We start from the raw sequence: 26,540 nt of genomic DNA on the forward strand, positions 1-26,540 counted from the left end.
GTCAGGTTTCGGTTTACTCAGGGGTATTTATGACCTGCCGGCAATCGTTAACTGTTGACGCACTAGTAATAGCTATGAAGACAATGTGTCTGGGTTTACTTACCGATGTGCTTTTCCAGATACTCGATGGCTAAACCAACCGTAGCAATTTTCTCAGCCTCGTCGTCAGGAATTGGCAGATTAAATTCTTTCTCAAATTCCATGATAAGCTCAACTGTATCAAGTGAGTCGGCGCCTAAGTCGTTGGTGAAGCTTGCTTCTGGCGTAACTTCTGACTCTTCAACACCTAATTTCTCAACAATGATATTCTTTACTTTCTGTGCAATTTCCGACATTTTAGTAGTCCGTTGGGGTTAAAAAACTGCGCAAAGAAACAGATTTACCTTTGGATTGTCAAACAATTTTTTGGGCAGAGGCACCTTCAGAGAGGTAATTAACTGCTACATAAATTGTTGTTAGTCAAAAAATTACGCTACTAAAGATATTTATATACAGTTTTTGTAGAGAATTGCTTCTGCTCCTGCTTACTGAGACGGAATGGTAACAAAAAGCCTAAATATTAATCCAACAGTACGAGGATTGTGCTTCAAACGCGGCTTAATGAAGCATTACATAAATGGGACAAAAAGTAAAATTAAGAAGTATGAACAAAGCGCACTATTGGCCAATTGTGTGGGAAGGTATGGGTAAGAAGTAACAGACAGTACGCTTTAGTTTGTTTGTACTAAACCATTCTATAAAAAGCCTCATGGCAGTTATTTGGGGAGTTGTTCTACATGCTCTGGGCGGTTTCGCTTCGGGGAGTTTCTACTTGCCTTATCGCAAGGTAAAAGGTTGGGCCTGGGAAAGTTATTGGCTTGTTGGCGGTTTGTTCTCCTGGTTAGTTGCCCCTTGGGTGTTGGGGTATTTAACCGTTCCGAACTTAGGAAGGGTGCTGGCCGAAACACCTACTGAGACACTGGCCTGGGTATATTTTTGGGGGGTCTTGTGGGGAACGGGCGGTCTGACGTTTGGGCTGGCGATGCGATACCTCGGGCTTTCGCTGGGCATGGCCGTTGTGCTGGGACTATGCGCCGTGTTCGGTACGCTGGTACCACCGATCTGGTCGGGCCAATTTGGACAGTTGATGAGTACCTTGTCCGGGCAAGTGATTGTAGCAGGTCTGGGTGTATGCGTCTTAGGCATCTGTGTCTGTGGAGTTGCGGGCATGATGAAAGAGAAAAGCTTGCCCGAGGCAGAAAAGAAAGCAACAGTAGCCGAGTTTGACCTACGGAAAGGTTTCCTGGTGGCCGTATTCTCCGGTGTGATGAGCGCCTGTTTCTCGTTTGGCTTGACGGCTGGGCAATCGATCTCTGATCGAGCCGTCAAATACGGAGCCGACCCGCTATATATGAATAATGCTGCACTAGTGGTCATCCTGCTGGGCGGCCTAACGACTAATGCCATCTGGGCAATTTACCTGAACATTCGTAACCGCACGTATACTGACTATACCAACGTATCGACGCCCATCCTATGGAACATCCTCTTTTGTGCCATGGCAGGGGTAACCTGGTACTTTCAATTCTTTTTCTACGGCATGGGCGACAGCAAAATGGGCGAGTATCGCTTCTCAGGCTGGACGCTCCACATGGCGTTCATTATTGCCTTTAGCAGCTTCTGGGGACTGTACCTGCACGAATGGCGAGGGGCCAATCGGCCAACCATGCGGACTATTACGTTGGGTATTCTGATCGTTGTGTTTTCAACTGTGATTGTGGGAATAGGTAACTACTTAGCGTAGTTACCTGGTTATCGCTTAAATAACCACAGATTCACACACGTAAGTTGGAATGATGCCGGTGCTCTGTATGCGAAGTTCGGCTTCTTCGGCGGCTATGTTACCCGTTAAGGCCAGCACCGTGTCTAAGCCAAATTTATTACCGCCAAGAATGTCGGAGCGGAGCGTATCGCCAACCATGACGATGTCGCGCTTGCTAATTGTTGGTAGCTGTTCTTGTACCCGTTCGTAAGCGAACATAAACAGCTGAGCGTCGGGCTTGCCGAAGCGAATGAACTGCTTACCAACAATTGATTCGAGCATATCGGCGATGCCACCAATGGCAATGGCCAGGCGGTTTTTCGATACGGGATACGTAGCATCGGTGTTGGCGACAATGACTGGGATATTGCGTCGGCGAAGCAGATTAACGGCTTTGTTAATGTCAGTATTCCAATCGAATCCTTCATCGTCCAGAAGCACAAGAGCACTCACTTCGGCAATGTTTTCTAATGTGAGTTCACTGATTGATAGCGTTCGAAGGCCAGCTGACTCAATGTAATGGGCCGAGTTTTCGGTACCTAAATAAGCCACAGTTCCCTGAGTAACCTTCAGTTGTAAGTACTCTCGCGCTAACATACCCGATGAAATAATCATATCGGGCGTAATGTCATGTAAGCCAAGCCGCCAGTAGGATTCGGCCAGTTGCTGCGGGCTGCGCGATGCGTCGTTCGTTAAAATGTAAACCGGTTTTTGCTGTTCTCGCAGGTAAGCAAAGGTGTCGCCTACGCCCGGAATCAATCCTTTGTAGTTTTTCAGTACGCCGAACGCGTCGAAGAAAAAGACTTGGTAACGATCGGCGATTGTTGCAAAAGGTTCAAGTTGCATTAGGTTTTACAAGTTAAGATGGCGCAGGATCTTCTCCGCGTCGAACTGCTCAATGGAAGGGAAATACGTCTCGTAAGCCTCGCGCTGAAGCTTTGTAGCGTAGGTTCGGTGGAAAAAGTATCGACCGTATTTTATGACGTAGTTGAGAATAAAAAACCGGTATGCTTCGGGCAGAAACCGAATTTCGCGCTCAGTTAACGGATAAATTTTGTGGTACTCTTCCAGAAACCAGCCGAAGCGCTCTTCCATGAGTGGCCCAATTATATAGGAAAACACAGTTCTGTCACCCACATCGGAACAAACTCGACTGAAAAAATAAAAATCCATTACCCGGTAACTGATCCTGAACCAGTCGTAATCCCAACGGGAGAAAAGCTTTAAATCATCGGTAACGGAAAAATTGCCAATGTTCCAGTCGACAAAGACAGGCATCGTTTCGACAACTTTCGCCACCAGCTTTTGCCGGTTTTCTAAGAACAAATGGCATTGACGTCGCAGCTCGGTAACGTGTTGCCTGTGTTCGTATTTGCCCGTTTCGGTATCCAGTAAATCGAGCAGCCCCTGAATGTCTGAGCGCAACGTTTTGGCATATTTCGGCAAAACGGTACTCGCGCGAGAGCAAGCCAGGTGAAACCGGGCCACTTCGGCACCGAGCTTCCGAATGTGCACTTCGTCGAGTCGGCGTGGTAAGCGATTTTGTGTCCGGATCGGATTATAGAAAACTACCCAAGCGTCGACTGCCCCTTCCTGATGTCGATAGGTGAAAACCTGCCCATTCTTCGACAGCGAACGCGCCAGTACGTTCTCAAAAGGATAAAGCAGGTTATTGGCCAAGGCTTGAATAATGCGGTGATCATCACGAAAGTGCTCAAACTTGCCGAAATAAGATAGCTTGGCAATAACCCGATCGCCCGAATCTAACGTTATCCGAAAGACGTGGTTCGTTGAAACGCGAGCGCTGATGTCTTCGACAGACTGTACCGTTTGGCTAGGATCGAAAGCCGCCCAGGCGCTACGTATTATACTGGGGTAATCAATTAAACGCATAAGTAAGTGGACATTCGATAGGCATTGGTGGTCATTCAGAGTCATTAATTATAACAAACGACAAATGACACGGAATGACTACTTAATGACCATTGAATGACAGTTCTATATAATCTCAAAATAGCGCTTTAGCTCCCAGTCGCTGACCTGCCGGGCGTACTGTCGCCACTCCCAGTCGCGGGTACGGGTGAAATGGTCGACAAACTCGGTCCCGAATAGCTCGGCGGCTACTAATGAAGTGGCCATTGCCTGTGTTGCTTCGGCGAGATTGGTTGGTAGCACGCCATTTCGTTTATCGGCATAACCATTGCCAACGGATGCGGGTATGTCTAATGTTAGTTTATGGCGAATGCCATACAGTCCTGACGCCAGCGCAGCTCCAATTGCCAGATAAGGATTTGTGTCGGCCCCCGATACCCGATGCTCAACCCGCGTGTAAGCTTCTCGTTGGTTCAGCACACGTATCGCCGTTGTCCGGTTATCGAGCGACCAGGTTACGGTCGTAGGAGCCCAGGCGCCTTCTACCAATCGCTTGTAGCTATTGATTGTCGGCGCAAACATGGGTGTGATATGAGGCAGACAATACAATTGGCCGGCTATATATTGTCTCATCAACTCACTTATGTGGTTTGGCTGCGCAGTATCAAAAAACAGGTTTTTCGTCTGCTCCAGGTTCCAAAGGCTTTGATGAATATGACCGCTGCAACCAGGCAGATCGGCATTCCACTTAGCCATGAACGTAGCCACTAAGCCATGACGATACGCTATTTCTTTAACAGCCGTTTTAAACAGAACGGCTTTGTCGGCGGCTCTAACGACTTCATCGTGCATAATAGCTGCTTCATATACGCCTGGTCCGGTTTCGGTGTGTAAGCCTTCGAGCGGTACGTCGAACTGGCTCAGCAGATCAAACAGGTCGTGGTTGAAGGCGCTTTCAAGCGACGGGCGCAGAATCGAGTAACCAAACATACCCGGCGTTAGCGGCTGGAGCTGCCGGAAGCCCTTTTCCTGTAAGCTATCGGGCGTTTCCCGGAAATTGAACCACTCAAATTCCTGGGCAAACTCAGCATGGAAGCCCATTTCACGGCATTGTTCGGCAACCCGTTTGAGTAAACTGCGTGGGCAGGCGGCCAGGCCATAATCCGGTTGATTTTCGTTTGTTTCGTTCCGTTGGCTGATACTAAAATCGGCCAGAAAGAAGGGAATATTGTCTTCCCAGGGCAATTGCCGAAACGTGCTTATGTCAAGCCGGACTGGGGCGTCTGGGTAACCCGAGTGCCAGCCCGTGACGCGTCCATTGTCGTATGGCGTATCGGTCGAATCCCATCCCCACACTACGTCGCAGAAGCCAAAACCATCGATCAAACCATCTAAAAACTTCTGGCGGTGAATAATCTTACCTCGTAGAACGCCGTCAATATCAGTAAATGCATACTTGATTTTCGGGTTGTCGCTCTGATTGATAAAGTCAATGATGGCTTGTTGATTCATGTGATCCATAGTAAGAATCGGCTCGTTGGCCAAACGGTCTGGCAAAGCTACTTATTCTTCATTGAACAGGCGAAGATCAAGTTCAGAGCCGGCGCTTAATTCACAGACTTCAGTAGTTTCTTCCCAAGATGGTGAAGACTAGATGAGAATGAGTTGCAGTAGGTAGAACCTAATGGAAACTACCTGACGTTTGAGGAAATCAGAAAGAAAACGCTGATCTACACAACAATCAGCCAACCTGCCGCCAGTGAGCAATTTATGCGGGTGCGCAAATCGAGTGCTGTTTCGCTCAGACGCATCGAGAGATCGAGCGTCATCAACTCACATTGATAAGAGACAAATTCTGCTTAACGGTTCTTAACAGGGTAAACGCCAGGATTGGATAAAATAGTTAGCGATAGCCTTTCTGCCAGTATTTCCAGAGCCGAGTAGCATCTTCAATGAAGTGTTCCACATAACCGCAGGTACCGCAAACAGCTACCCGTAGTTCGGCGCTCTCGTTGGCGCGAAACTGTAAGGCGCTGGTTTTCGGTTCCGTAACTTGTACAAATGTATAGCCTGCTCCTCCTGTGAGCAGCCGCAATGGTGTCATGATGTTAGTTGAATCGCACTTAGGACATTGAGTCATCTTGCTTTACGTTATCCAGGTTAAAATGCAGACCCCGGTTATCGCGCCGGGACATAGCAGCTTTAATGACTAAGTAAGCCACTTCAATCATATTGCGGAGCTCGCAAATACGTACCGATACCTTCGATTGGCGATATAATTCTTCGTGTTCCAGATACAGCAGTTCGAGCCGGTCCATTGCCCGCTTCAACCGTCGGTTCGACCGGACAATGCCTACGTAATTGGACATGATGGCTTCTAACTCCCGCTGAATTTCGGTGACCAGAATCAACTCTTCGGGGTGGCTGGTGCCCGCGTCGTTCCAGTCAGGAATGTTATCTGGCACGGCCGATTGGTCGAGTTTTTCAAGCGTTTTTAAATAGGCCCGGTGACCAAATACGACCGCTTCTAATAGCGAGTTGCTGGCCAGACGATTGGCCCCGTGTAGGCCAGTACAAGCGCATTCGCCAACCGCGTATAGATAATTAATGTTGGTTTGCCCCCATTCGTTTACCCGAACACCCCCACACATGTAGTGCTGTGCCGGAACCACCGGAATAAAATCCTTCCGTAAGTCTAAACCAAGGTTGTCGCGGCAATAGGCTGTGATGTTAGGAAAGTGCTCCACAAAGCGTTCATAATCGCAGTGCGTTACGTCGATGAACACGTGAGGGTCACCCGACTTCTTGATTTCGGAGTCGATCGCCCGGGCTACAATATCGCGGGGAGCCAGCGACAAGCGAGGATCGTAGTTCTCCATGAAGGTCTCGCCCTTCATAGTCTTGAGTACCCCGCCAAAGCCCCGTACTGCTTCCGATATAAGGAAGTTTGGTTTCTTGCCCGGTTCATAAAGCGCCGTCGGATGGAATTGAATAAACTCCATATCCTTGCAGATACCTTTAGCACGGTAAGCCATTGCAATACCGTCACCCGTGGCAATGCTGGGATTGGTTGTATTCTGGTAGACGTTGCCAATACCACCCGTTGCCAAGAGTGTAGTGCGGGCCAGAAACTTTTCGACCTTGCCTGTTTGCGTATTCAGCACATATGCCCCATAGCAGACATTATCGGTATCATACCGATGAACGGTTTGACCGAGATGGTGACGCGTAATAAGTTCAACGGCGTAGAAGTGGGTGAAGATCTCAATTGACTTCAACGAGTGCGCTTTTTCGAGCAAAGCCCGCTCGATTTCGGCACCAGTGATGTCTTTAAAGTGCAGAATTCGGTAGTCAGAGTGACCTCCTTCTTTAGCCAAATCATAATCTGTACCGTCGTGCTCTTTATCGAATCGAGTACCATATTCGATCAGTTCGCGAATCCGGCCTGGGCCTTCGTTCACGACTATTTCGACAATATGACGGTCGCTCAAAAAGTCGCCCGCTATCATTGTGTCTTCAATATGCTTCTCGAAAGAGTCATCTTCCGACCACACAGCGGCTATACCACCCTGTGCGTATTTGGTATTCGTCTCATCGGCCTGCACTTTCGTAATGACGCCAATGCGAACCGGGGCCATGTTCGACGACTGTTGTTGGGCTTCGAAATACATTGCCAACTTGGTGGCATAACTTAGGCCCGCAATGCCGGAGCCGATAACTAAAAAATCGAATTGGTGGGGCATTTTTACATTATCAACTCCACAATATCTCTACAGGATATAATGGGAAATTGGTGTCTTTGCTGACGATGATATAACTTTCTACTAATGCCTGGGCAATAATAATACGGTCGAACGGATCTCTGTGATGAAACGGTAACGTTTCAACACGAAGGACATGGTCCGGCGTAATGGGTAATAATTCAATGGACAGTTTAGGCAATTCGTTAACGAGAACTTGAGTCGGTTGGTTTATATCCAACTTACCCAGCCCGCGTTTAATAGCTATTTCCCAAATACTAGCCACACTTACCTGAAGTCTACTCGCCGGGTCCTTTAATAGGGATAAGGTCGCTTTGGGTAGTACTGATTCGTCGTTGAGCAACCACAACAGCGTATGAGTATCCAGTAAATACTGCATTTCTACATGTATTCCTTAAAGTCGTTAAGGGGAGCGTCAAAGTCATCGGCCATATATGTAATTAGGCCCTTTAACGTTCCAAATCTCCTTTCATGCGCTTGATCGTTGGGTAGAGCAGTGTCTAGTTCCAGGACCTTCTGAATACGTCTACGCTGTTCTGAAGGCAGCTTTTTTATGGCTTCTACCAATTCATCAAACCCAATCTCAACGGTTATCTCCATGTTCTGAATGTTTTCCTTACTTACTCATCTCCAGCATCCGCGCTACTGACTCGTATGCCTTTAACCGTACATCTTCTGGCACAATGATTTCGGGCTGCTCATACAACATACAGTTGTACAGCTTTTCGAGTGTATTCATCTTCATGTAAGGGCATTCCGAGCAGGCGCAGGTATTGTTCTGGCTGGCCGGAGCTGGAATAATTTTCTTGTGAGGCACAGCTTGGCGCATCTTGTGCAAGATGCCTGCTTCCGTACCGACGATGAATGTTTGCTCTGGGCTATCTACTACGTACTTGAGCAAAGCCGTGGTTGAACCAACGTAATCGGCCTGGCTCAGTATGTGTTCCTGACACTCGGGATGCGCAATAAATTTCGCATCAGGATAATCGTGACGAAGCTTATTGAGTTTATCCAGCGAAATATCAATATGGACAATGCAGGCACCGTCCCACAGCACCATGTCGCGGCCAGTTTTCTTCGATACGAAGCGACCCAGATTGGCATCCGGCGCAAAGATAATCTTCTGGTCTTTCGGGAGACTCTCCACAATTTTCAACGCATTCGACGATGTCACGATGATATCGGACAAGGCCTTGATGTCAGCCGAACAGTTGATGTACGAGAGCACGATATGGTCAGGATACTGCGCCTTGAAAGCTGCAAACTTGTCGGCCGGAGCGGAGTCAGCGAGTGAGCAGCCCGCGTTTAAGTCAGGTATGACTACTTTCTTCTCCGGCGATAGAATTTTAGCCGTTTCTCCCATAAAGTGCACGCCACAGAATACAATCATATCGGCGGGCGTAGCAGCCGCTTGCTGCGACAAGCCGAGGCTATCACCGATATAGTCGGCTAGGTCCTGAATGGCTCCATCTACGTAATAGTGGGCTAGAATAACGGCGTTCTTTTCTTTCTTGAGCCGGTTGATTTCGGCTACTAAATCTATATTGTCAGCGACCGGTTCGTTAACATAACCTACACGCTGTACTTCTTCCAGTAATGCTTCCATTAGTTATTGCTTGGCAATTTTTAGATAAACAACGAACAGGCAGTAAATGTCACAAATCCGGTTGCCAACGGGCGAATTTCAATAAACGTTTCGGGGTTTCAAACAACGACGGGTATTTGCTTTGTTTTAACGACAGACCCTTCTTCTAATGACTGACGACTACTTAAAACTTCGCGTTACTCATATCAAACAGGAAACACCTGACACGAAGAGCTATTTTCTGGAAAGTTTGGATAAACAACCTGTTACCTATCGAGCCGGTCAATTTTTGACGCTCATCATCCAGCATAACGACGGAGCAGGTACGGTTTCTCAATTGAATGTTCATGAGGTTCGTCGTTCATACTCTATCAGCTCTGCACCGGGTGAGCCGTTACGTTTAACCATTAAGCGCGTTCAGAACGGCGAAATCTCTCGCTATCTGCTTGACACCCTGCACATCGGTGATGTACTTAAGTGTCTACCCCCAGCCGGTCGATTTACACTCGATGAAACGTCCGCAAACTTAGTTCTGTTAGGGGCCGGGAGTGGCATTACGCCTTTACTTTCTATTTTGAAACAGGCTTTACAAACAGGCCGCCAGGTAACCCTTTTGTATAGCGCTCCCAGCGAACGGAATACTATTTTCCGAGAAGAGCTAGAAGAACTTCATCAACGATTTAAAGAACGTTTTCGGTTACTATACCTGTTAAGTAACCCCAGCGAGGACTGGAATGGCCTACGAGGCCGGTTGAATAACGTAATGCTGGAGCGGCTTCTACCAACGCTCGTCGGCGACTCAGACCGAGAAAGCCTGCAGTTTTACGTATGTGGCCCCGGCGATTACATGCGTATGGTGCAGTTTACCCTTGTCTTTAGCGGAATTCGTCCGGAGCAGATTCGCCGGGAAAATTTCGTGATTACCCCCGTTACACTGACTCCTCCGCCTGCACTGGCTGTCGACCGAACCGTGCTGCTGAAGTTTCGTAATCGTGAGGTCGAAGTACAAGTACCTGCTTACAAGTCTATTTTGCAGGCCGCTTTGGATGAAGGGGTGCATTTGCCGTATAGTTGCCGTGGTGGGCGTTGTTCAACCTGTATAGCCCGTTGCCGCTCGGGCAGTGTTCACATGACCATTAACGATGTCCTGACCGAACGCGACTTAGTCGAAGGCTGGGTGCTCACCTGTACAGGTTATCCAGAAACTGATGGGGTTGTAATTGAAGTTTAGAGACTGGCTACTCGTTACTGAATTTTTGTCTTTAAGTAGGCAATTAGAACATCCAGCCCTTTTTTATAATGAACATTATTGGGAATGACCAAGTCGGCTTCGTCTTTATGTGGTTTCACGAACTCCCGATAGGCGGGCCGGACATGATTCTCCCACTGATATTGTATCATATCCACCGTTAGCCCCCGCTCGGCTTGATCACGAGTAATGCGTCGGTTGAGTTTGACTTTATTTTTAGCCGAGATATACACTTTCAAATCTAGTTGACTCGCTACGTCGGGGAAATGAAAGACAAACAACCCTTCGACAATGATGATAGGCGTAGGGCGGTAAATCAACGTTCTAGGGATAGCGTTCGGATTATTGAACGTGTATTCAGGGGTTTCAACGGTTTGTCCGGCATGAAGCTGATTCAGATGCTCGGCAAACCGTTCGTGATTTATCGTTTCCGGTAAGTCAAAGTTGTATACACCGTTTGAGTCTTTTGGAACGTACTCAAGGGTTCTGTAGTAATTATCCTGCGAGATAAGACAAATCTGATCGTCAGTAAATGCATTGAGAACACCCTTTAAGAATGATGTTTTACCTGAAGCGCTGCCGCCAGTAATACCGACGATAAACGGTTTGTTGATCATGCCTGCAAAGGTACGGAGGAAAGCAAAAAGGAAGAATTAAACGGGCGTATTAGCCATATAAAAGCGGTCCGCTTAGTATAAGCGGACCGCTACATTTCTTAATGTGTATAGTTCCTAGGCAACCACTGCCTCAGCCAACACCAGCACTTTGTTTTTAAGTACTTCGACTACGCCACCATCCACAGTAAAGCTTTGTTGGCCCGAAGCCGTCTGAACAATGATTGGGCCACGGGCTAATGTACTTACTAACGGAGCGTGATCGTTGAGAACCTGAAATTGACCTTCGCTGCCTGGAAACGTAACAGCACTGGCTTCGCCGGAGAAGACCTTGCGGTCGGGGGTAATGATATCTAATGTCATGTATTGATGTGCGAGTTACGCATTACGATTTATTGCCGACGCACAATTCGCAAACCGTACATCGTAAACTGTAATTCAAACCTCAGATCGCTTTTTTTACAAAACTAAGGAGGCTACCTATCTCAGTCTTAACGGCGGGTTCAGCGGCTTTAGCTACCACACCGCCCTGATCTAACTTACCCACGGTTGACAAGGCGGTCGAGATTAGCGATTTACCCGCTGACTGCGTACCTCCACCCAACGCCGACATAGCACTACTTAGGCCGGATAAGCCACTCGTTAATTGACTGGCCTTACCAATTAGAGACCCCGCTGAGATTAAGTTTTCCAGCCGACCGGCACCCGAGGCAAGCTTAGTTAAACCAACCGCTTTTCCTAAGATACCAGCTCCCAGGCCACCACCTGTAATCAGAGGGAGCAACGTTTTTAGCTTGCTTACCTGACTAAGTATCTTGTCTTTGAAAGAGCTGGGCTTTTTCTGGACCTCAGCTTCCAGGCCTGAAATGCCCGTTTGCAACTCTTGCGCTGAAGCAGTTTTGTCGCCTTTTTCTAAGGCCGCAACTGCTTTGTCTAAATGACTATCCGGCAAACTATCGGTGGCTACTGACGTAGCGCTGGTTGCCGATACTCCTGGTGTGATCGACGTATCTTTAATGGCACCCATTGTAGGGGTTTCCATTGGAGCTGTCGGCGTTGATGGTGTGGTTACCTGCGCTGTTGCGACCGTTGCAGCTAATAGCAGAAGCGCTACCCAGGCTGCTTTCCACTCAAATCGAATTGTTTTCATAAAAACAGACGTTTTTGCAAACCGTAAAGATTGAGTGAATTATTTATGAATATACGGTTTACGGTTAGTCCTGTAATAACTCTATAACCGTAAACCGTATACCTAAAACCTTACTGTCCGGCTTCTTTCAGCATCCGCTCACCTTTGGCAACCGCATCTTCAATCGTACCAACGAGGTTGAAGGCCGCTTCGGGTAGATGGTCGTATTTACCATCAATGATTTCGTTGAATCCTTTAATGGTGTCTTCAATCGGAACAAGAACGCCTTTCAAACCGGTGAACTGCTCAGCCACGAAGAACGGTTGCGACAAGAACCGCTGTACCCGACGCGCCCGGCTTACGATCAACTTATCGTCTTCCGACAATTCTTCCAGACCAAGAATAGCAATGATGTCCTGCAATTCTTTGTATCGTTGCAGAATTTCTTTCACGCGTTGGGCAGTGTTATAATGCTCATCGCCAAGAATTTCGGCGGTCAGAATTCGTGATGTAGAATCAAGAGGGTCAACAGCGGGGTAGATACCTAGCTCGGAGATTTTCCGGCTCAATACCGTCGTTGCATCCAAGTGAGCAAACGTTGTGGCCGGCGCAGGGTCAGTTAAGTCATCGGCCGGTACGTAAACCGCCTGTACCGATGTGATCGAACCCCGCTTGGTCGACGTAATACGCTCCTGCATTACACCCATTTCGGTTGCCAGTGTTGGCTGGTAACCCACGGCTGATGGCATACGACCCAGCAGAGCTGATACCTCTGAACCGGCCTGTGTAAAGCGGAAGATATTATCTACGAAGAACAGGATGTCGCGGCCAGCGCCTTCGCCATCCCCATCGCGGAAGTGCTCGGCAATCGTCAGACCTGAAAGCGCTACCCGAGCACGTGCTCCCGGTGGCTCGTTCATTTGTCCAAACACGAAGGTCGCCTGGCTTTTGGTCAGCTCTTCAGGATCTACTTTAGTCAGATCCCAGCCGCCTTCTTCCATGGAGTGCTTGAATTCGTCGCCGTAACGGATGATACCCGCTTCGATCATTTCACGAAGTAGGTCATTTCCTTCACGTGTCCGTTCGCCTACACCGGCAAATACAGACAGACCAGCATAAGCTTTAGCAATATTGTTGATCAGTTCCTGAATCAATACAGTCTTTCCTACACCAGCACCACCGAAGAGGCCAATCTTACCACCTTTTGCGTACGGCTCAAGAAGGTCAATCACTTTGATACCCGTGAAAAGTACCTCGGTTGAGGTAGCCAGGTCTTCAAACTTGGGAGCTGATCGGTGGATTGGCAGTCCAGTACCGGTAGTTTTAGGTTGAGGAATGCCATCGATAGCATCGCCAACCACGTTGAAAAGACGGCCACGAATGCCTTCGCCGGTCGGCATGGTAATTTGGTGACCAAGATCCGTAACGTTCATACCGCGGAATAATCCGTCGGTTGAGTCCATGGCAATGGCTCGAACGCGGTCTTCGCCAAGGTGCTGCTGAACTTCCAGAATCACCTGTTGTCCATTAGCTTTAGTTACTTTGAGGGCGTCCAGAATGGCGGGAATCCGCGAGCCTTCGCCCTCGAAACTCACGTCCACGACCGGCCCGATTATTTGCGTAATCTTACCTGTATTGACTGCCGTTTCCGTAATCATTTGTATGTGATGTAGCTGATTGAAAAGTTGCCCATTGTTTGGGACTGCAAAAGTAGGAGAAAAACAGCGTAAGGTCAAGGATGCCCTTGCTCATTTTATGGAGGGTCAAACATGGAATTAGTTTGGCAGTAAGGTTTTTAGGCGTTCGGACGGAGCTATGCAGTCTATAGTAGATTTGTACAAAATGTAGTTTGGCATCTTATTGTTGAACCGATATTCGTCATAACTCTGCCATTCAACGAACTTGATTAAAAAAACGATTTATACTTAGGCCCTAAAGAATAGGTCTATAATGAATATGTTGAATGCGAGAAAGATAGATCTCCGTACTAAGTGAAAAGGCACTAACCCGCTATCCAGTACGTTTCTTTTGCATGTCACCTCTATTATTCTGGAAAGAATGGAGCCGCGTTTATCGGCTTACCTACTTAATCTGTCTTGTCTTATTTGTTTGTAGTCTTATCTTATTTGCTATTGCCTGGGCGCAGGGCTTAAATAATGTTGTTCGGTGGGATGTTCTGAGCGAATTAAACGAGTTACCCATTACTCTTCACACCTTTACTGACGGCCTGCTCGATTATGCAGTCAGCGGCAAAGCCTATGCCGTTTCCGAACAGTTTGTTGCCTCTGGCATGCAAGTACGTCCTGGCGTTGCCAATGCATTTCTGGTTGGTGTAAGTGTTGCGTTTGTATTATTGATGAGCGCTATTACAGCATTTGATCGGATACGCTATTTAGTCGGTATGATCGCTTTGATCGTAGGATTAGCCTTTTTTCGTTGGGAGATGCTGGAAGTGCCGGGCCTGGAGGGTAACTACTTATTCCTGGTGTTAACATTCCTGTTTGGGTCAGTTAGTTATTATTTCCACGCGTTTCGCCCTGACTTCTCATTTCCAATACGGATGGTCGCATTTGGGTTATTAACAGGTTTGGTTGCTACGGGGCTACGTGTATTATCACCCGTACTGTTTCCTGGCTTAACACTTGTTAGTTACGGAATGCCCGTATTACTGGCGTTTAGTGTCGGCTTCATCTTTTTTATTGCGGCCGAAATTATTGCCGCTTTAGTATGGCTTACTTCAACCGGCCGGTCCAATGATGACGCTTCGCCAGATGGTTCACGCCGGGCATTGGGTATCAATAACTTTTTGCTTATCAGCGCTCTATATCTAATCAATCTGACGCTGATCTGGCTGAAAAACACGAAATCGATTGATTGGGATGTGCTGGCGATTAGTCCCTTTCTAATCTATCTTATTTCTATCATAGTAGGCATCTGGGGATTTCGGCGGCTCGTAGAGCAGCAGGACGTAGTCTCATTTCGAGATTCTGGGGCTTATCTGTATGCCGGGCTAGCGTTGCTCACAACGCTGACGATGGCTTATGCCTTTGCAACAGCCAACGACCCATTAATAGAGATGTTTGAGGACGTTATTGTGTACACCCATTTAGCGATGGGCTTGTTCTTTGTCGGGTACATACTGCTAAATTTTTGGCCGATGTATCGTCAGAACCTACCCGTTCATCGCATTATGTACAAGCCCAAACGGTTAGAGCTGAGCTTATTCAGAGTAGCAGGCGTCTTTGGGGTAGTTGTTCTGCTGGCATCTGGGGGATTGATCACTTTCAGGCAGGCCGTGGCTGGTTATTTCAATGGTCTTGGTGATTTATATGTGGCCAGTAATGAGCCGGCGTCAGCCAACGCGTTTTACCAGCTAGCGCTCGAACAGGAGTTTCAAAATCACAAGTCGAATTATGCGCTGGCCTCGTTAGCGCTGTCACAGAACAATCAGACGGCAGCTGCTTTTTATTTTCAACAGGCCACGTTGAAGCAGCCTAATCCACAGGATTATATCAGCCTTAGTCAGACGTACTTACAAACGGATCTATTTTTCGAAGCCGTCAAGACGTTGCAGCGGGGTATTCGCGTGTTTCCTAACAATGGCGAGTTGCAAAACAACTTGGGGTACCTTTATGCCCGGACAAGTGTTGCTGATTCGGCTTATTATTACCTGAAATCAGCGACGGGTAATACGTCTCGTGACGAAGTGCCAGAGTCAAATTTACTGGCCTTCTACGCGCGTAATCCAAAGGTTTTGGCGACTGATACAACCTTGGCGACGAACACCTCTCGGTTTACGTATGAGTCGTATCAGGCTAATGCTTTGGCGCTTCGACTACTCGTCAATGCCGATACAACTCAACCCAGCCAACCCGAGTGGTTAACAGGTGATCGAGCTAAGGATGGTCTAAGTGTTGGGCGATTTGCCAGCCTTTATAACTATGCACTTGCTACCCCAAGGCCCGATACCATTTTGACAAGTACGCTACAACGTCGGTCGGCTGAACCGGTTAACCAGGATTTTACAGATGATCTCTTATTAGCACGCGCTGTTGCTGAATATAACTCGCACAACCATCAAAATGCATTCGGGCTGATTAGTCAGCTAGCCGAGGGCGATGAACAAAATGGTTCGGCTTACCGCTCTATTGCTGGGCTCTGGTTACTCGAGCAAGGGTTGTATCGCCTGGCCGCCGAGCAATTTGGCAACAATACCGATACTACGTCTACATATTACCAGGCCCTGGCTTTAACAAAAGCGGGCGATCCAGCCTTGGCGCAGTCGCTTTGGGAAACGGCCTCCAGAAATGATCCGGCTGTGGGTGCTTTTAAGCAAGTGCTGTATGATGAGCGCAAGCCACAGAGTGATCTGGAAAAAGCCTTTTATGTGACTTATCGACCTGATGATCCCAACCGGGGTGCTTACTGGGAAACAATACAGGATGCAAGTTTGAAAACCGTTGCTGGCGTTGCGCTGGCCAATGTGTATCTCGACCAGTTACAATGGCGAAATGCTCAACTAATGCTGTCCGGCTTACCAAATACAGGACAGATAAGCGATGTTGCCGTTTCGTTACGTAACGTTGCTGCCGTACGATTGTCCGCTTTTCGGCGGAGTGTCGGGTCGGCTGAAACTATGGCTAAACAGCCTATTCTGCCACAATACGAAGCGCTGCGGACTTATTGGCTTGGCCAGGCTTATGAGCGTACCCGACGGATTGGCGAGGCAAAAGCAGCTTATCGTCAGGCTTTGCAATTGGCTCCTCTAAATGCTCAGATAGTAACGGCAATTGCACAAATAGAACAGCAGCAGAAACAAGCCAAACAAGCTTATGACTTAGTATTGACAGCCTTACCATTCAATGAAGATAACGCTGACTTATTAAAAATGTACATTTCGCTGTGCCTCGATCTGAGTTTACCCGATTATGCCAGTGATGCACTTGGTAAACTACGGGCAGCTACAACTCCCGCCGACTATCAGGCGTTTATGGCAACTTATCAGGAAAAACTGGCGTCGATCGAAAACAGTAGAGAGAAGTTTCTCCAATAACTTAGCTTTGTTTGTGGGCTTACGTTCAGTGTACCGAGTAGAAGCTAATTTGAAAGCTTAATTGGTGAAAAAGCCACAAATAAGGTCTACAATGTTATATTGGCAGACCTGTTGTCCGAAGTTATTTCCAACGTCATCAACTCGCTACATAGCCGTTAGCTAATCAATCGTAAGATGAATATCATTGAAACCCGCAATATCGCTAAACGATACGTAATGGGTACGGAGGTGGTTGACGCCCTTAAGTCCATTACAATCAACATTCAAAAAGGCGAGTACGTTGCGTTTATGGGGCCATCGGGTTCTGGGAAGTCCACCCTGATGAATATCGTTGGTTGTCTTGATTCACCAACGTCGGGCCAGTACATACTCAATAATCAGGATGTAAGTGGTATGGGCGAAAATGAGCTGGCTGAAGTTCGAAACAAAGAAATTGGGTTTGTGTTCCAGACGTTTAACCTGTTACCCCGTCAGACGTCGTTGGAGAATGTGGCCCTGCCCCTCATTTATGCTGGATTTAGCAAGGCCGATCGTACCGAGAAGGCGATGCTGGCCCTGAAGAACGTTGGGCTGGAGAACCGGGCTGGGCACCGACCGAACGAGCTGTCGGGGGGGCAGCGACAACGGGTAGCGGTGGCACGGGCGTTGGTCAATGACCCTAGTATTCTCCTGGCGGATGAACCCACCGGTAACCTCGATACGAAGACGTCCTACGAAATTATGGACCTCTTCGACCAGATTCATAGTAAAGGCAATACGGTGATTATGGTTACCCACGAAGAAGACATTGCCGAATACGCCCATCGTATTATCCGCCTTCGCGACGGCCTGATTGAAACAGACCGGGCCAATACTAACATCCGCAAAGCCAAAGCGTTGATGCAGTCAATCGAATAACGGGTTACGGTATTCGGTTTACGGTATTGCGCTGACAGGAAGCGCCAGCCCACCGTAAACCGAGTACTGTAAATCATTCTTACCCTTACGCTTTCAAATCAATCTTCCGGCCGGTTTCGGCGGCTCTGTAAATGGCTTGAAGGAGTCGAACGTCGCGCAGGCCTTCTTCGCCCGTGATGTGATCGGGCAGCTTTTTGCCGTCTATTAAATTTTTACAAACGCCATCCATGTGCATAGCCTGGTGATTCACGACAGGTTGCTCAATGGGACCTTTGCTGGTACGTCCCTTAAGTGGGCCGTAACCAAAAGCAGGCGACAGTTCAAACCAACCATTCTGGCAGGAAGCGTAAAGTCGTTCGACACCCGCTGTGTAGCTGGTTGTCGAATTGCAAACGGCTCCGCTCGGAAACTGAAACTGCCAGAACAAGGTCTCTTCAACATCTTTAAACTTCTGAGGTTCGGTTTTAGGCGAGAATTGAGCCGTGACCGAAATGGGTTCTTCTCCCGTTACGTAACGGGCGCCCTGAACGGCATAGATACCTACGTCCATCAAAGGTCCGCCACCTGCAAACTCTTTCTTCATACGCCATTGGGTCGGGTCGCCAATTCGGAAGGCATCACTACTTTCCATGAACTTAACCGGACCAAACACTTTCTCCTGGCCCAAGCGCATTACTTCTTTGGTGAATGGTTCATAGTGTAGCCGATAACCAATAGCCAGCTGTTTGTTGGCTTTTTTGCAGGCGTCAATCATGGCCTGGCAATCCTTTTCGGTAATGGCCATTGGCTTTTCGCAGATGACGTGCTTGCCTGCCTGAGCTGCTCTAACAACGTACTCGCGGTGCATCGAATTCGGCAGAACCACATACACTACGTCGATGTCTTTGTTGTCAGCAATACGGTCGAAGGTTTTATAATCGTACACATTCTCTTTCGGAATGTTGTACTTCTTCATCCATTCCTCTGCTTTTGATGGTGTTCCCGTAACGATACCAGCCAGGCGGCAGTTTTGCGTTTGCTGCAAGGCTGGAGCCAGCTGATTCTTGCTGTAGCTACCCAGGCCAACTAACGCAATGCCTAGCTTGCGGCCGGGCTGGAATATACTTGTTGATTCGGGTTTTGCTAGTAATGAATGGATGCGGGCGTACTCGTCCTGATACCCTTGGGCGCCTGCCGAGCCAATCAGGGGTATGCTCGACAAACCAGCGCTGAGGGCTGAGAGCCTTTGTATAAAATCTCGGCGAGAGAAGTCAGTGTTTTTCATGAATAGGAAATGAGCGTGTAGGAGACGCGTAAAGCTACAAAAAATGTATTACGCACCAGGGCCATAAAAAAAGTACCGAAGACAGGCTTATCCTAGGCTTCGGTACGATGTTATGGATTGCTGATTGGGGAATCCTATGTAATACTAATCTGAATTTCGGTTACGCAATTTGCCGGATCTTCAAAATCAACAACAGTGTAAACCTCGCGAACGATACTGCCCCCCTTATACCCTTCCCGATGAAACTGAGCGAACAACATGTTGTACAACGCAGGAAAGTCGCTCCAAGGGCCAACGTGGGTATATGAAACGCAGCGAAATGACCTAAATGTGGTGTACGTAAAGCCATTTGGGATTCCCTGCGTATCACTAACGGGCAAAGCAATGCTCAATTGGAATGCATGGCCAGAGTCGCCGTTTACATCTGTATAGATGTATTGAATGGCACCTGTAGGGGTAACTCCTAGTCGCTGGGCCTCATTGTAAAGTTTTTCAGGAACCGAGTTGTACTGTTCTAAGGTTTGGAGCGTTGCCTGCGTAGTAAAAGTAAGGGCTGTAAACGGTGTTACGTCTTTACTAATTAGGTCAATAGCGAGAGCTGTTTGCTGCGTTGTCATGGCTTGTTGGGGTTTGATGAATGACCATAACAAAGATCAAAGTCAGTAGTGACAGCTGTATGTCAGTAGGCTTTGGACTATTGATCAGTTAGCTAGAAGTGTAGTAGTAAGGTAGGTTACAGCCGCAATTTTCTGGCGATCCTGATAGTGACATCCGACCCATCGGCGTAAAAAGCGGAGTAAGGCTGTGCGCGTAGATAAGGGCTAAATGCCTCACCATACAGAGCTGTTACGTCAGCGTCAAAGAAAGCGTTGCTCGTATCTGCGATCTGCCAGGAAACGTGCTCGACCTGATATTCATGGGTAGTGCGGCCGCTTAGTTTATTATACCCCCAATAGTGCTCAAAAATGAACGCTTCAGCGCTGTCTGGCAACATCGGCCGGAGAGTGTTGCTGATAGTCGCGCCTAAAGCGTTCCAATGCCCTTTATACTTCCATTCATAGAGAACACTTGTGCTTTGGTCGTTCAGACGAGAAATATCGTGCCGTACGGGCATGGTTTTGTAGCGCTCGTTATACAATGTGTTAGCGACAAGGGCAATCATTGGTTTTGGAACGATCTCACTAACAAAGACCGCTCCTCGTTTCCAGGTCGCCCCGTCGAAATGCCGGACGTAGAAGCGAAGATTAACCTCGTCGAAATTAACGTGCCAGGGCCACTTTATGCCTAAGACTTTCGTCTCTAGAAACCGGAAGCCTACCATGCTTACTAAGGCTTTGCCCTGCCACAAATCCAATTCAGTGGTCGGTGGGAGATAGGGCTGCAGGATGCTCGGGTCTACTTCGTAATTGAGCATTAATAGATTTCGCCACTGGGCTGTCAGGAAGCTACGTTTTTCCATAAGTGGCCAACCACCTGTAGTAGTCAGAGGTTTTGTCTGCCATCTTAAACCTCGTCTTCCAATCTGGAGTTAACCCATCAAGCAGTAAACTAAAGACAGCCGACAATGAAAAAGAACCACATAATATATGTAACCGGGCAGTTGGGGGGTACGCTGTTTCGTCAAGAAGTCCGACAGCACGCTGAGAAACTCGGCTTAATGGGCGTTGCCCGTATTCAGTCGAATGGTGAACTACGCATTGAAGTAGAAGGCGAGGAAGAAGCACTCGAAGCGTTTGAGAGTTGGTGCAAGATCGGTCCCGAAGGCACAGATGTTCAGAGTTTTGATGTACAGGATGGACCTGTGCAAGAATACGACCGCTTTATGGAAATGCGATAAACAAAAGAGCCAGCCTTATTTTAAAGCTGGCTCTTTGCATTTTACTACTTGAATTAAAAAATGTATTTATTCTCGGCGATCATTGCATCTGCAATTTGTCGTCGCGCATCTTTAAGGTTCATCGGATCAATCTTCGTGAAACGCTTCAGACCCATTAACATACCACGTAGTTCGTCGCCTTCGGCAAACGATGTAATGGCCGCCTTACCGGCGCTGTTGACCTTCTCAACGGCTTCGTGTAAATACACCAGTGCCATCTGCTTCTGCAAGGTAACCGCTTCTTCGCCTTTGATGCCAATTAGCTTCTCCACACGGAGCAATACGGATTCCGCTACATAAATCTCGATAACCATGTCTGCAATGTTCATCAGAATCTCCTGCTCATTGGAAAGGTTCGTCATAAACTTTTGCACAGCCGCTCCAGCAACCATCAACGCTGCTTTTTTCAGATTACGTAAGACTTTCTTCTCCGTAACAAACAAGCCTTCTTCCTCTTCTGTGTTGAAGTCGGGAATCGACATGATCTCTTTGGCAACCGCCATGGCTGGACCCATGAGGTCTAATTCGCCTTTCATGGCGCGCTTTAAGAGCATGTCCACAACCAGCATTCGGTTGATCTCGTTGGTACCTTCGAAGATTCGATTAATCCGGGCATCGCGGTAAGAGCGATCCATAGGAGCATCGGCCGAGTAACCCATACCTCCATATACCTGGACGCCTTCGTCGACAACGTAATCCAGCGCTTCGGAGCCGTGAACCTTCATCATGGCACATTCGATAGCAAACTGCTCCAACGCCTTCAGCTTGGCCGGACCATCTTCCATGCCTTTCTCCTTTAGATCCTGAATCAGATCATCGATGTTCTGACCGGCGCGATACGAAGCTGTTTCCGAAGCATAGACTTTAATCGCCATTTCTGCTAGCTTGTGCTTAATAGCGCCGAATTGCGAGATTGGCGTTTTAAACTGCTTCCGTTCGTTAGAATAGCGGATGGCGTTGTTGATTACCTCTTTCGAACCACCAACGGCCGCTACACCGAGCTTAATCCGGCCAATGTTTAAGATATTCACGGCAATCTTAAAACCATTGCCCCGCTCAGATAACAGGTTCTCAACCGGCACTTTTACGTCATTAAAGAAAATCTGACGCGTATCAGACCCTTTAATGCCCATCTTGTGCTCAGGCTCATTCATCGTAATGCCTTCGTAGCCGCGCTCTACAATAAAGGCTGACAAGTTTTTATCGGTGTCTACCTTCGCAAAAACAATGTAGATATCAGCAAAGCCACCGTTGGTGATCCACATTTTCTGGCCATTGAGTACGTAATATTGGCCATCCTCGCTTAATGTAGCTTTCGTTTTACCGGAGTTAGCGTCCGACCCGGAATCTGGCTCCGTTAAGCAGTAAGCGGCCTTCCATTCTCCATTGGCTAACTTGGGTAAGTACTTCGACTTTTGGTCGTCATTACCATAATATACAATTGGTAACGTACCAATGCCGGTATGAGCTGACAGTGCCACTGAGAACGAATGTCCAGCGCCAGTCACCTCGGCTACAAGCATTGATGTATTGAAATTCATGCCAAAACCACCGAACTCTTCAGGCACCGATGTGCCTAATAAGCCAAGTTCACCAGCTTTGTCCATCAATGACGAAATCAATTCTGGCGATTTTGCATTGTCAATCTCATTTAAACGCGGCCAGATCTCACGCTCCAGAAATTCACGGCTGCTGGCCGCAATCATCTGCTGCTCTTCTGTAAATTCTTCAGGAATAAATACTTGGGCAGCGTCGGTTTCTTTAATCAGGAATTCGCCACCTTTAATAGAGGCTTTCGGTTCTGTCGCAATCATAGATAAGATCGTTTGTTATGCTTGCATACTATTTTGTAACAAAAGAAATACATAAAAAAATAGTATGCAAGCATACTAATAACATTTTAATTGGCAAATTAATCTTGGATACTTTACAATTTAATAATGCGCCGGACCAGCAGTTTCAACTCATTTGCCGACAAACGAAAAGCGGCCAGAAAAGTCTGGCCGCTTTCCAAAAATAGTTTGACAATATCGTTAATTAATACGTTCGAAAATTCCGGCTACGCCTTGTCCACCACCAACGCAGGCAGATACCATGCCGTATTTCTGGTCGCGACGGCGCATTTCGTTCAACAGCTGTACTGATAGGCGAGCACCTGTTGAGCCCAAAGCATGGCCAAGGGCAATAGCTCCGCCGTTTGGATTAATCTTATCCCGATCAAGGCCAAGCTCTTGAATGACTGCCAACGACTGAGCGGCAAACGCTTCGTTAAGTTCAATCAGCTCAATGTCGTCCTGCTTCATACCGGCTTTCTTAAGCGCAATGGGGATGGCGGCTACTGGTCCGATACCCATAATCTTGGGCTCTACGCCAGCGGAGGCATATGATACCATACGAGCAATTGGCTGCAAACCCAGCTCGTTGACCAAGCGCTCAGACATGACAATAACGAAAGCCGCGCCGTCCGATGTCTGAGACGAGTTACCGGCCGTAACGGAGCCACCGGCCGCGAATACAGGCTTGAGTTTAGCCAAACCTTCAGCACTCGTGTCTTTACGTGGACCTTCGTCTTGTGCAACGCTCCATTCGCGGGTTTTCTTTTTGCCCGTTTCGGCATCAAAATAGGTTTCGCTAACTTTAATAGGTACTATCTCATCGGCAAATTTACCCGCAGCCTGAGCCGCTAAGGCTTTTTGGTGAGACTCATAAGCAAACTCATCCTGAGCATCGCGGCTAATATTAAATTGTTGAGCTACTTGCTCAGCCGTGAGGCCCATACCTATGTAGTAATCAGGATGTGCTTTAGCAATTTCGTAATTCAAGGCTGTTTTCCAGCCCATTACCGGTACCAGCGACATTGACTCCGTGCCTCCCGCAATCATACAGTCAGCCAGACCAGCGTGAATCTTAGCGGAAGCTATAGCAATGGCTTCCAGACCAGAGCCGCAATAGCGGTTAATGGTCATCCCGGGTACGCTTTGAGGTAAGGAAAGCAATGATATGTATCGTGCGATCTGCATCCCCTGTTCGGCCTCTGGTACGGCATTACCAACAATAAGGTCTTCGACCCGTGCAGGATCAAGGTTAGGGACTTGGCTCAATAAATGCTTGATTACTTCAGCCGCCATGTCATCAGGGCGGGTTAAACGGAGACCACCACGAGGGGCTTTGCCCACTGCAGTGCGATAACCGGCTACAATGTATGCGTCCATGTTAAGACTGTTGGTTACTGGTTAAGCAAAAAACTCATTGCAATAACTTATTTTTTGCGGGAATAATTACAGAAGGAGCATAAAATATTATGCAAGCATACTGTTTTACGGATTCAGCTGTCTTTGGAAAAATGCCCATGATTCTAGATAAACGTTTATGTCGTTTGGATAATCATGTTTACCACCCAGTACTTTCAGAAGCGTAATCTCGGGTTTGCCTTTTTGCTTGTATGTGTACTGTTCAATCGTTTTGCCATCTGCTGGATCAATATCCGGAAGTTTCTTTACGGCTAGCTTGTTAGTATATCCTGCCAGATTGGCCCAATAATGAAATGTTCGATCCGTTGACCGTACTAAGCCTAAGCTGATATTACCAGTAATGACCTCTCCTCCATTATATGGATTAACTTTATCGTCGGTACCGTTCGTGATCATGACAGGAATGGGTACCCGCTTTTCAGGGCAATCTATATTGTTGGTATCTGGTAAATTGGCAATTATGGCTGATATAGCCCGAAATTTTTCTGGCATGGTTAAAGCCAATTTATAAGCCATGTGGCCACCGCCTGATGTGCCAATGGCAAAGACCTGCTTTGGATTAATTTGATACTGGTTCTGGAAATAGCGTATCATACTCTCGAAAAAGGCATTGTCATTTATGTTTTCGAGATTGGCGGCCGAGTTAGCTGTCTTACGACACTCATTCCAATAGCGTTTGTAGCCGTCTGGATACACTAGCAGGATGTTTTCTTCAGGAGCTATGTCCTCCAATTTTTTAGCTCCGCTTCTAATGCCCTCTCCATTGCCGCCTGAGCCATGAAGAATAAAGATTAAGGTTGCCTGTTGCCGGGCTGGTTTCAAAAAATGAAACGTTCGCTGATGCCCTTCAATAAGCACAGAATCGTTGATCAGTTGAGCACTGGTGGATCTCACCGCGATTGTGAATAGGAAGAAAAGTAGGTATCGCTGCATAGACAGAAATAAGAAAGCCGCTCATTGAGCGGCTAAAAAAGGTCAAAGTCAAAGATAGTCAAACATATTTTGGTTAAAAGTGCCGATCCCCCGCTTCTCGCTTGCCTAGCATGACGGCCCCTACCATCGCTACTAAAAATAACACAGAAGCTAGTTCAAATGGTAGAATATAATCACTATACAGTAGCCTTCCTAAGTTTTCTACCAAACCTGTCTTTGCATTAAACGCCGTTGGGCTATAGGTTGGCACTTGCGCGCTTTTGGCTCTGAAGATAGTAATCAGCATAACCATCAACATACCGCCAACAACTACAGACGCCATTTTGGTAAGGTTCGTTTTCGACTCCTCATCTTCCTTACGCAAGTTCAGGAACATAATGGTGAAGAGAAATAATACCATAATGGCTCCCGCGTAAACGATAATGTTGACAGCGGCCAGAAACTGAGCGTTTAACAAAATATAATGACCCGATAGGCAGAAGAAGGTGCCGATTAAGCCCAGGACGCTGTATATCGGATTTCGTGCGGTAACTACACTGATAGCGCTGAACAGTGTCAAGGCTGTAAGCGCTAAAAATAAATACCCAGTGGGTGTGAGTGTCTTAAAAAAACTTAAAATTTCATTCATGGCTTGGTCGAATGGTGAACGCGAAAAAAGTTTGGGCTACGTTGCCGCCCGTGTTAAACTAGGTTCGGTTGGCGTAGCCTTTACCTCTGAATTGGCAACACGAACGTAGCGATCATCCATCTTCTCTACCAGACGATCTTTGCCATAAATCACTTGGTCTCGTTCCTGGAACACGGGAACCATACGGTCATGTCGCAAGTAAATTGCTTGTTTAGGGCAAGCTTCTTCGCACAGGCCGCAGAAAATACAGCGCAGCATGTGAACTTCGTACACGGCTGCGTATTTCTCTTCTCGGTAAAGGTTTTCTTCTCCCTTTTTGCGTTCCGCGGCAACCATTGAAATAGCTTCGGCTGGGCAGGCAACGGCACATAAGCCACAAGCGGTACACCGCTCACGACCTTGCTCATCCCGTTTTAGAACATGGTGGCCACGATAGATCGGCCCCAGGTATTTTTTTACTTCGGGATATTGTATCGTTGGCTTTTTACGGAGAAAGTGGCGAATTGTAATAGCCAGACCACTAACAACGGCGGGCAGATACATCTTCTCCGCCAGCGTCATCTCTTTATTACTGACTTGTTTGGAGCGATTAGTTAATTGCATGTTTTTCAGTTTTCAGCTCTCGGC

General features: G+C 47.5%; 26 protein-coding genes. 5 read left to right on the forward strand and 21 right to left on the reverse strand.

The genetic code is table 11. The features are described from left to right. Positions 1-95: 95 nt before the first annotated feature. Positions 96-335, reverse strand: a complete 240-nt coding sequence (locus tag ACFSUS_RS22150; RefSeq protein WP_080237456.1) for an acyl carrier protein — start codon at positions 333-335, stop codon at positions 96-98. A gap of 413 nt (positions 336-748) precedes the next feature. Here ACFSUS_RS22150 and rhaT point away from each other — a divergent pair, with 413 nt between their 5' ends. Further along, on the forward strand, positions 749-1,783 hold the full coding sequence (gene rhaT, locus ACFSUS_RS22155; RefSeq protein WP_381525938.1) for an L-rhamnose/proton symporter RhaT: 1,035 nt from the start codon (positions 749-751) through the stop codon (positions 1,781-1,783). A 15-nt stretch (positions 1,784-1,798) separates the two neighbouring features. On the opposite strand, the gene ACFSUS_RS22160 is transcribed toward rhaT, so the two are convergent. The 8 genes from ACFSUS_RS22160 to nadA form a co-directional block, all read right to left on the reverse strand. After that, positions 1,799-2,647, reverse strand: a complete 849-nt coding sequence (locus ACFSUS_RS22160) for a TIGR01459 family HAD-type hydrolase (protein WP_381525939.1) — start codon at positions 2,645-2,647, stop codon at positions 1,799-1,801. Between the two features lie 6 nt (positions 2,648-2,653). Continuing rightward, positions 2,654-3,694, reverse strand: coding sequence for an aminoglycoside phosphotransferase/kinase family protein (locus tag ACFSUS_RS22165; RefSeq protein WP_381525940.1), 1,041 nt, complete (start codon positions 3,692-3,694; stop codon positions 2,654-2,656). 105 nt (positions 3,695-3,799) lie between these two features. After that, positions 3,800-5,185, reverse strand: a complete 1,386-nt coding sequence (locus ACFSUS_RS22170) for a glutamine synthetase family protein (RefSeq protein ID WP_381526076.1) — start codon at positions 5,183-5,185, stop codon at positions 3,800-3,802. A 391-nt stretch (positions 5,186-5,576) separates the two neighbouring features. Continuing rightward, on the reverse strand, positions 5,577-5,777 hold the full coding sequence (locus ACFSUS_RS22175; RefSeq protein ID WP_381525941.1) for a nucleic acid-binding protein: 201 nt from the start codon (positions 5,775-5,777) through the stop codon (positions 5,577-5,579). A gap of 19 nt (positions 5,778-5,796) precedes the next feature. Further along, entirely contained in the window at positions 5,797-7,416 is a 1,620-nt protein-coding gene (nadB, locus tag ACFSUS_RS22180) for an L-aspartate oxidase (protein WP_381525942.1), read from the reverse strand. Positions 7,417-7,426: 10 nt separating this feature from the next. Beyond that, positions 7,427-7,813 carry a type II toxin-antitoxin system VapC family toxin gene (locus ACFSUS_RS22185; RefSeq protein WP_381525943.1) on the reverse strand — a complete coding sequence of 129 codons (387 nt, stop codon included), beginning with the start codon at positions 7,811-7,813 and terminating at the stop codon, positions 7,427-7,429. A 2-nt stretch (positions 7,814-7,815) separates the two neighbouring features. Then, positions 7,816-8,034, reverse strand: a complete 219-nt coding sequence (locus ACFSUS_RS22190; protein WP_381525944.1) for a DUF2281 domain-containing protein — start codon at positions 8,032-8,034, stop codon at positions 7,816-7,818. Positions 8,035-8,050: 16 nt separating this feature from the next. Further along, positions 8,051-9,040 carry a quinolinate synthase NadA gene (gene nadA / locus ACFSUS_RS22195; RefSeq protein WP_381525945.1) on the reverse strand — a complete coding sequence of 330 codons (990 nt, stop codon included), beginning with the start codon at positions 9,038-9,040 and terminating at the stop codon, positions 8,051-8,053. 148 nt (positions 9,041-9,188) lie between these two features. Here nadA and ACFSUS_RS22200 point away from each other — a divergent pair, with 148 nt between their 5' ends. Continuing rightward, positions 9,189-10,250 (forward strand): 2Fe-2S iron-sulfur cluster-binding protein, encoded by a 1,062-nt coding sequence (locus ACFSUS_RS22200; RefSeq protein WP_381525946.1) that lies wholly within the window; start codon positions 9,189-9,191, stop codon positions 10,248-10,250. A 14-nt stretch (positions 10,251-10,264) separates the two neighbouring features. On the opposite strand, the gene udk is transcribed toward ACFSUS_RS22200, so the two are convergent. From udk to atpD, 4 genes are all read right to left on the reverse strand, one after another. Continuing rightward, positions 10,265-10,885 (reverse strand): uridine kinase, encoded by a 621-nt coding sequence (gene udk / locus ACFSUS_RS22205; protein ID WP_381525947.1) that lies wholly within the window; start codon positions 10,883-10,885, stop codon positions 10,265-10,267. A 114-nt stretch (positions 10,886-10,999) separates the two neighbouring features. After that, positions 11,000-11,245: an ATP synthase F1 subunit epsilon gene (atpC, locus tag ACFSUS_RS22210; protein ID WP_381525948.1), complete on the reverse strand. Its 246-nt coding sequence runs from the start codon at positions 11,243-11,245 to the stop codon at positions 11,000-11,002. 82 nt (positions 11,246-11,327) lie between these two features. Then, positions 11,328-12,032, reverse strand: coding sequence for a hypothetical protein (locus ACFSUS_RS22215; RefSeq protein WP_381525949.1), 705 nt, complete (start codon positions 12,030-12,032; stop codon positions 11,328-11,330). Between the two features lie 110 nt (positions 12,033-12,142). Next, positions 12,143-13,669 (reverse strand): F0F1 ATP synthase subunit beta, encoded by a 1,527-nt coding sequence (gene atpD, locus ACFSUS_RS22220; protein WP_381525950.1) that lies wholly within the window; start codon positions 13,667-13,669, stop codon positions 12,143-12,145. A gap of 374 nt (positions 13,670-14,043) precedes the next feature. Between atpD and ACFSUS_RS22225 the strand changes: the two genes are divergently transcribed. Beyond that, positions 14,044-17,064 carry a tetratricopeptide repeat protein gene (locus ACFSUS_RS22225; RefSeq protein ID WP_381525951.1) on the forward strand — a complete coding sequence of 1,007 codons (3,021 nt, stop codon included), beginning with the start codon at positions 14,044-14,046 and terminating at the stop codon, positions 17,062-17,064. 174 nt (positions 17,065-17,238) lie between these two features. Continuing rightward, positions 17,239-17,961 carry an ABC transporter ATP-binding protein gene (locus ACFSUS_RS22230; protein WP_381525952.1) on the forward strand — a complete coding sequence of 241 codons (723 nt, stop codon included), beginning with the start codon at positions 17,239-17,241 and terminating at the stop codon, positions 17,959-17,961. Positions 17,962-18,046: 85 nt separating this feature from the next. Here the strand turns inward: ACFSUS_RS22230 and ACFSUS_RS22235 are convergent, their stop codons facing one another. The 3 genes from ACFSUS_RS22235 to ACFSUS_RS22245 all read right to left on the reverse strand — a co-directional run bounded on the left by ACFSUS_RS22235 (position 18,047) and on the right by ACFSUS_RS22245 (position 20,684). Next, positions 18,047-19,225: a Gfo/Idh/MocA family protein gene (locus tag ACFSUS_RS22235; RefSeq protein ID WP_381525953.1), complete on the reverse strand. Its 1,179-nt coding sequence runs from the start codon at positions 19,223-19,225 to the stop codon at positions 18,047-18,049. Positions 19,226-19,359: 134 nt separating this feature from the next. Further along, a complete protein-coding gene (locus tag ACFSUS_RS22240) occupies positions 19,360-19,842 on the reverse strand; it encodes a GyrI-like domain-containing protein (RefSeq protein ID WP_381525954.1) in 483 nt (160 codons plus the stop codon). A 116-nt stretch (positions 19,843-19,958) separates the two neighbouring features. Continuing rightward, positions 19,959-20,684 carry a YqjF family protein gene (locus tag ACFSUS_RS22245; protein WP_381525955.1) on the reverse strand — a complete coding sequence of 242 codons (726 nt, stop codon included), beginning with the start codon at positions 20,682-20,684 and terminating at the stop codon, positions 19,959-19,961. Positions 20,685-20,789: 105 nt separating this feature from the next. Between ACFSUS_RS22245 and ACFSUS_RS22250 the strand changes: the two genes are divergently transcribed. Next, positions 20,790-21,062: an acylphosphatase gene (locus ACFSUS_RS22250; RefSeq protein WP_381525956.1), complete on the forward strand. Its 273-nt coding sequence runs from the start codon at positions 20,790-20,792 to the stop codon at positions 21,060-21,062. Positions 21,063-21,115: 53 nt separating this feature from the next. On the opposite strand, the gene ACFSUS_RS22255 is transcribed toward ACFSUS_RS22250, so the two are convergent. From ACFSUS_RS22255 to ACFSUS_RS22275, 5 genes are all read right to left on the reverse strand, one after another. Continuing rightward, positions 21,116-22,915, reverse strand: a complete 1,800-nt coding sequence (locus ACFSUS_RS22255) for an acyl-CoA dehydrogenase family protein (RefSeq protein WP_381525957.1) — start codon at positions 22,913-22,915, stop codon at positions 21,116-21,118. Between the two features lie 219 nt (positions 22,916-23,134). Next, positions 23,135-24,313, reverse strand: a complete 1,179-nt coding sequence (locus tag ACFSUS_RS22260) for an acetyl-CoA C-acyltransferase (protein ID WP_381525958.1) — start codon at positions 24,311-24,313, stop codon at positions 23,135-23,137. Between the two features lie 105 nt (positions 24,314-24,418). Then, a complete protein-coding gene (locus tag ACFSUS_RS22265; protein ID WP_381525959.1) occupies positions 24,419-25,285 on the reverse strand; it encodes an alpha/beta hydrolase family esterase in 867 nt (288 codons plus the stop codon). Between the two features lie 73 nt (positions 25,286-25,358). Continuing rightward, a complete protein-coding gene (locus ACFSUS_RS22270) occupies positions 25,359-25,913 on the reverse strand; it encodes an NADH-quinone oxidoreductase subunit J family protein (protein ID WP_381525961.1) in 555 nt (184 codons plus the stop codon). A gap of 36 nt (positions 25,914-25,949) precedes the next feature. Further along, entirely contained in the window at positions 25,950-26,516 is a 567-nt protein-coding gene (locus ACFSUS_RS22275) for a NuoI/complex I 23 kDa subunit family protein (RefSeq protein WP_381525962.1), read from the reverse strand. Positions 26,517-26,540: the final 24 nt, after the last annotated feature.

Origin of the sequence: Spirosoma soli, from assembly GCF_042684525.1 — a bacterium.
GTDB lineage: Bacteria > Bacteroidota > Bacteroidia > Cytophagales > Spirosomataceae > Spirosoma > Spirosoma soli.

Excerpts from the sequence above, each read along its gene's own strand:
- ACFSUS_RS22150 (WP_080237456.1), bottom strand. The coding sequence starts at position 335 with ATGTCGGAAATTGCACAGAAAGTAAAGAATATCATTGTTGAGAAATTA.
- rhaT (WP_381525938.1), top strand. The coding sequence starts at position 749 with ATGGCAGTTATTTGGGGAGTTGTTCTACATGCTCTGGGCGGTTTCGCT.
- ACFSUS_RS22160 (WP_381525939.1), bottom strand. The coding sequence starts at position 2,647 with ATGCAACTTGAACCTTTTGCAACAATCGCCGATCGTTACCAAGTCTTT.
- ACFSUS_RS22165 (WP_381525940.1), bottom strand. The coding sequence starts at position 3,694 with ATGCGTTTAATTGATTACCCCAGTATAATACGTAGCGCCTGGGCGGCT.
- ACFSUS_RS22170 (WP_381526076.1), bottom strand. The coding sequence starts at position 5,185 with ATGAATCAACAAGCCATCATTGACTTTATCAATCAGAGCGACAACCCG.
- ACFSUS_RS22175 (WP_381525941.1), bottom strand. The coding sequence starts at position 5,777 with ATGACACCATTGCGGCTGCTCACAGGAGGAGCAGGCTATACATTTGTA.
- nadB (WP_381525942.1), bottom strand. The coding sequence starts at position 7,416 with ATGCCCCACCAATTCGATTTTTTAGTTATCGGCTCCGGCATTGCGGGC.
- ACFSUS_RS22185 (WP_381525943.1), bottom strand. The coding sequence starts at position 7,813 with ATGCAGTATTTACTGGATACTCATACGCTGTTGTGGTTGCTCAACGAC.
- ACFSUS_RS22190 (WP_381525944.1), bottom strand. The coding sequence starts at position 8,034 with ATGGAGATAACCGTTGAGATTGGGTTTGATGAATTGGTAGAAGCCATA.
- nadA (WP_381525945.1), bottom strand. The coding sequence starts at position 9,040 with ATGGAAGCATTACTGGAAGAAGTACAGCGTGTAGGTTATGTTAACGAA.
- ACFSUS_RS22200 (WP_381525946.1), top strand. The coding sequence starts at position 9,189 with ATGACTGACGACTACTTAAAACTTCGCGTTACTCATATCAAACAGGAA.
- udk (WP_381525947.1), bottom strand. The coding sequence starts at position 10,885 with ATGATCAACAAACCGTTTATCGTCGGTATTACTGGCGGCAGCGCTTCA.
- atpC (WP_381525948.1), bottom strand. The coding sequence starts at position 11,245 with ATGACATTAGATATCATTACCCCCGACCGCAAGGTCTTCTCCGGCGAA.
- ACFSUS_RS22215 (WP_381525949.1), bottom strand. The coding sequence starts at position 12,032 with ATGAAAACAATTCGATTTGAGTGGAAAGCAGCCTGGGTAGCGCTTCTG.
- atpD (WP_381525950.1), bottom strand. The coding sequence starts at position 13,669 with ATGATTACGGAAACGGCAGTCAATACAGGTAAGATTACGCAAATAATC.
- ACFSUS_RS22225 (WP_381525951.1), top strand. The coding sequence starts at position 14,044 with ATGTCACCTCTATTATTCTGGAAAGAATGGAGCCGCGTTTATCGGCTT.
- ACFSUS_RS22230 (WP_381525952.1), top strand. The coding sequence starts at position 17,239 with ATGAATATCATTGAAACCCGCAATATCGCTAAACGATACGTAATGGGT.
- ACFSUS_RS22235 (WP_381525953.1), bottom strand. The coding sequence starts at position 19,225 with ATGAAAAACACTGACTTCTCTCGCCGAGATTTTATACAAAGGCTCTCA.
- ACFSUS_RS22240 (WP_381525954.1), bottom strand. The coding sequence starts at position 19,842 with ATGACAACGCAGCAAACAGCTCTCGCTATTGACCTAATTAGTAAAGAC.
- ACFSUS_RS22245 (WP_381525955.1), bottom strand. The coding sequence starts at position 20,684 with ATGGAAAAACGTAGCTTCCTGACAGCCCAGTGGCGAAATCTATTAATG.
- ACFSUS_RS22250 (WP_381525956.1), top strand. The coding sequence starts at position 20,790 with ATGAAAAAGAACCACATAATATATGTAACCGGGCAGTTGGGGGGTACG.
- ACFSUS_RS22255 (WP_381525957.1), bottom strand. The coding sequence starts at position 22,915 with ATGATTGCGACAGAACCGAAAGCCTCTATTAAAGGTGGCGAATTCCTG.
- ACFSUS_RS22260 (WP_381525958.1), bottom strand. The coding sequence starts at position 24,313 with ATGGACGCATACATTGTAGCCGGTTATCGCACTGCAGTGGGCAAAGCC.
- ACFSUS_RS22265 (WP_381525959.1), bottom strand. The coding sequence starts at position 25,285 with ATGCAGCGATACCTACTTTTCTTCCTATTCACAATCGCGGTGAGATCC.
- ACFSUS_RS22270 (WP_381525961.1), bottom strand. The coding sequence starts at position 25,913 with ATGAATGAAATTTTAAGTTTTTTTAAGACACTCACACCCACTGGGTAT.
- ACFSUS_RS22275 (WP_381525962.1), bottom strand. The coding sequence starts at position 26,516 with ATGCAATTAACTAATCGCTCCAAACAAGTCAGTAATAAAGAGATGACG.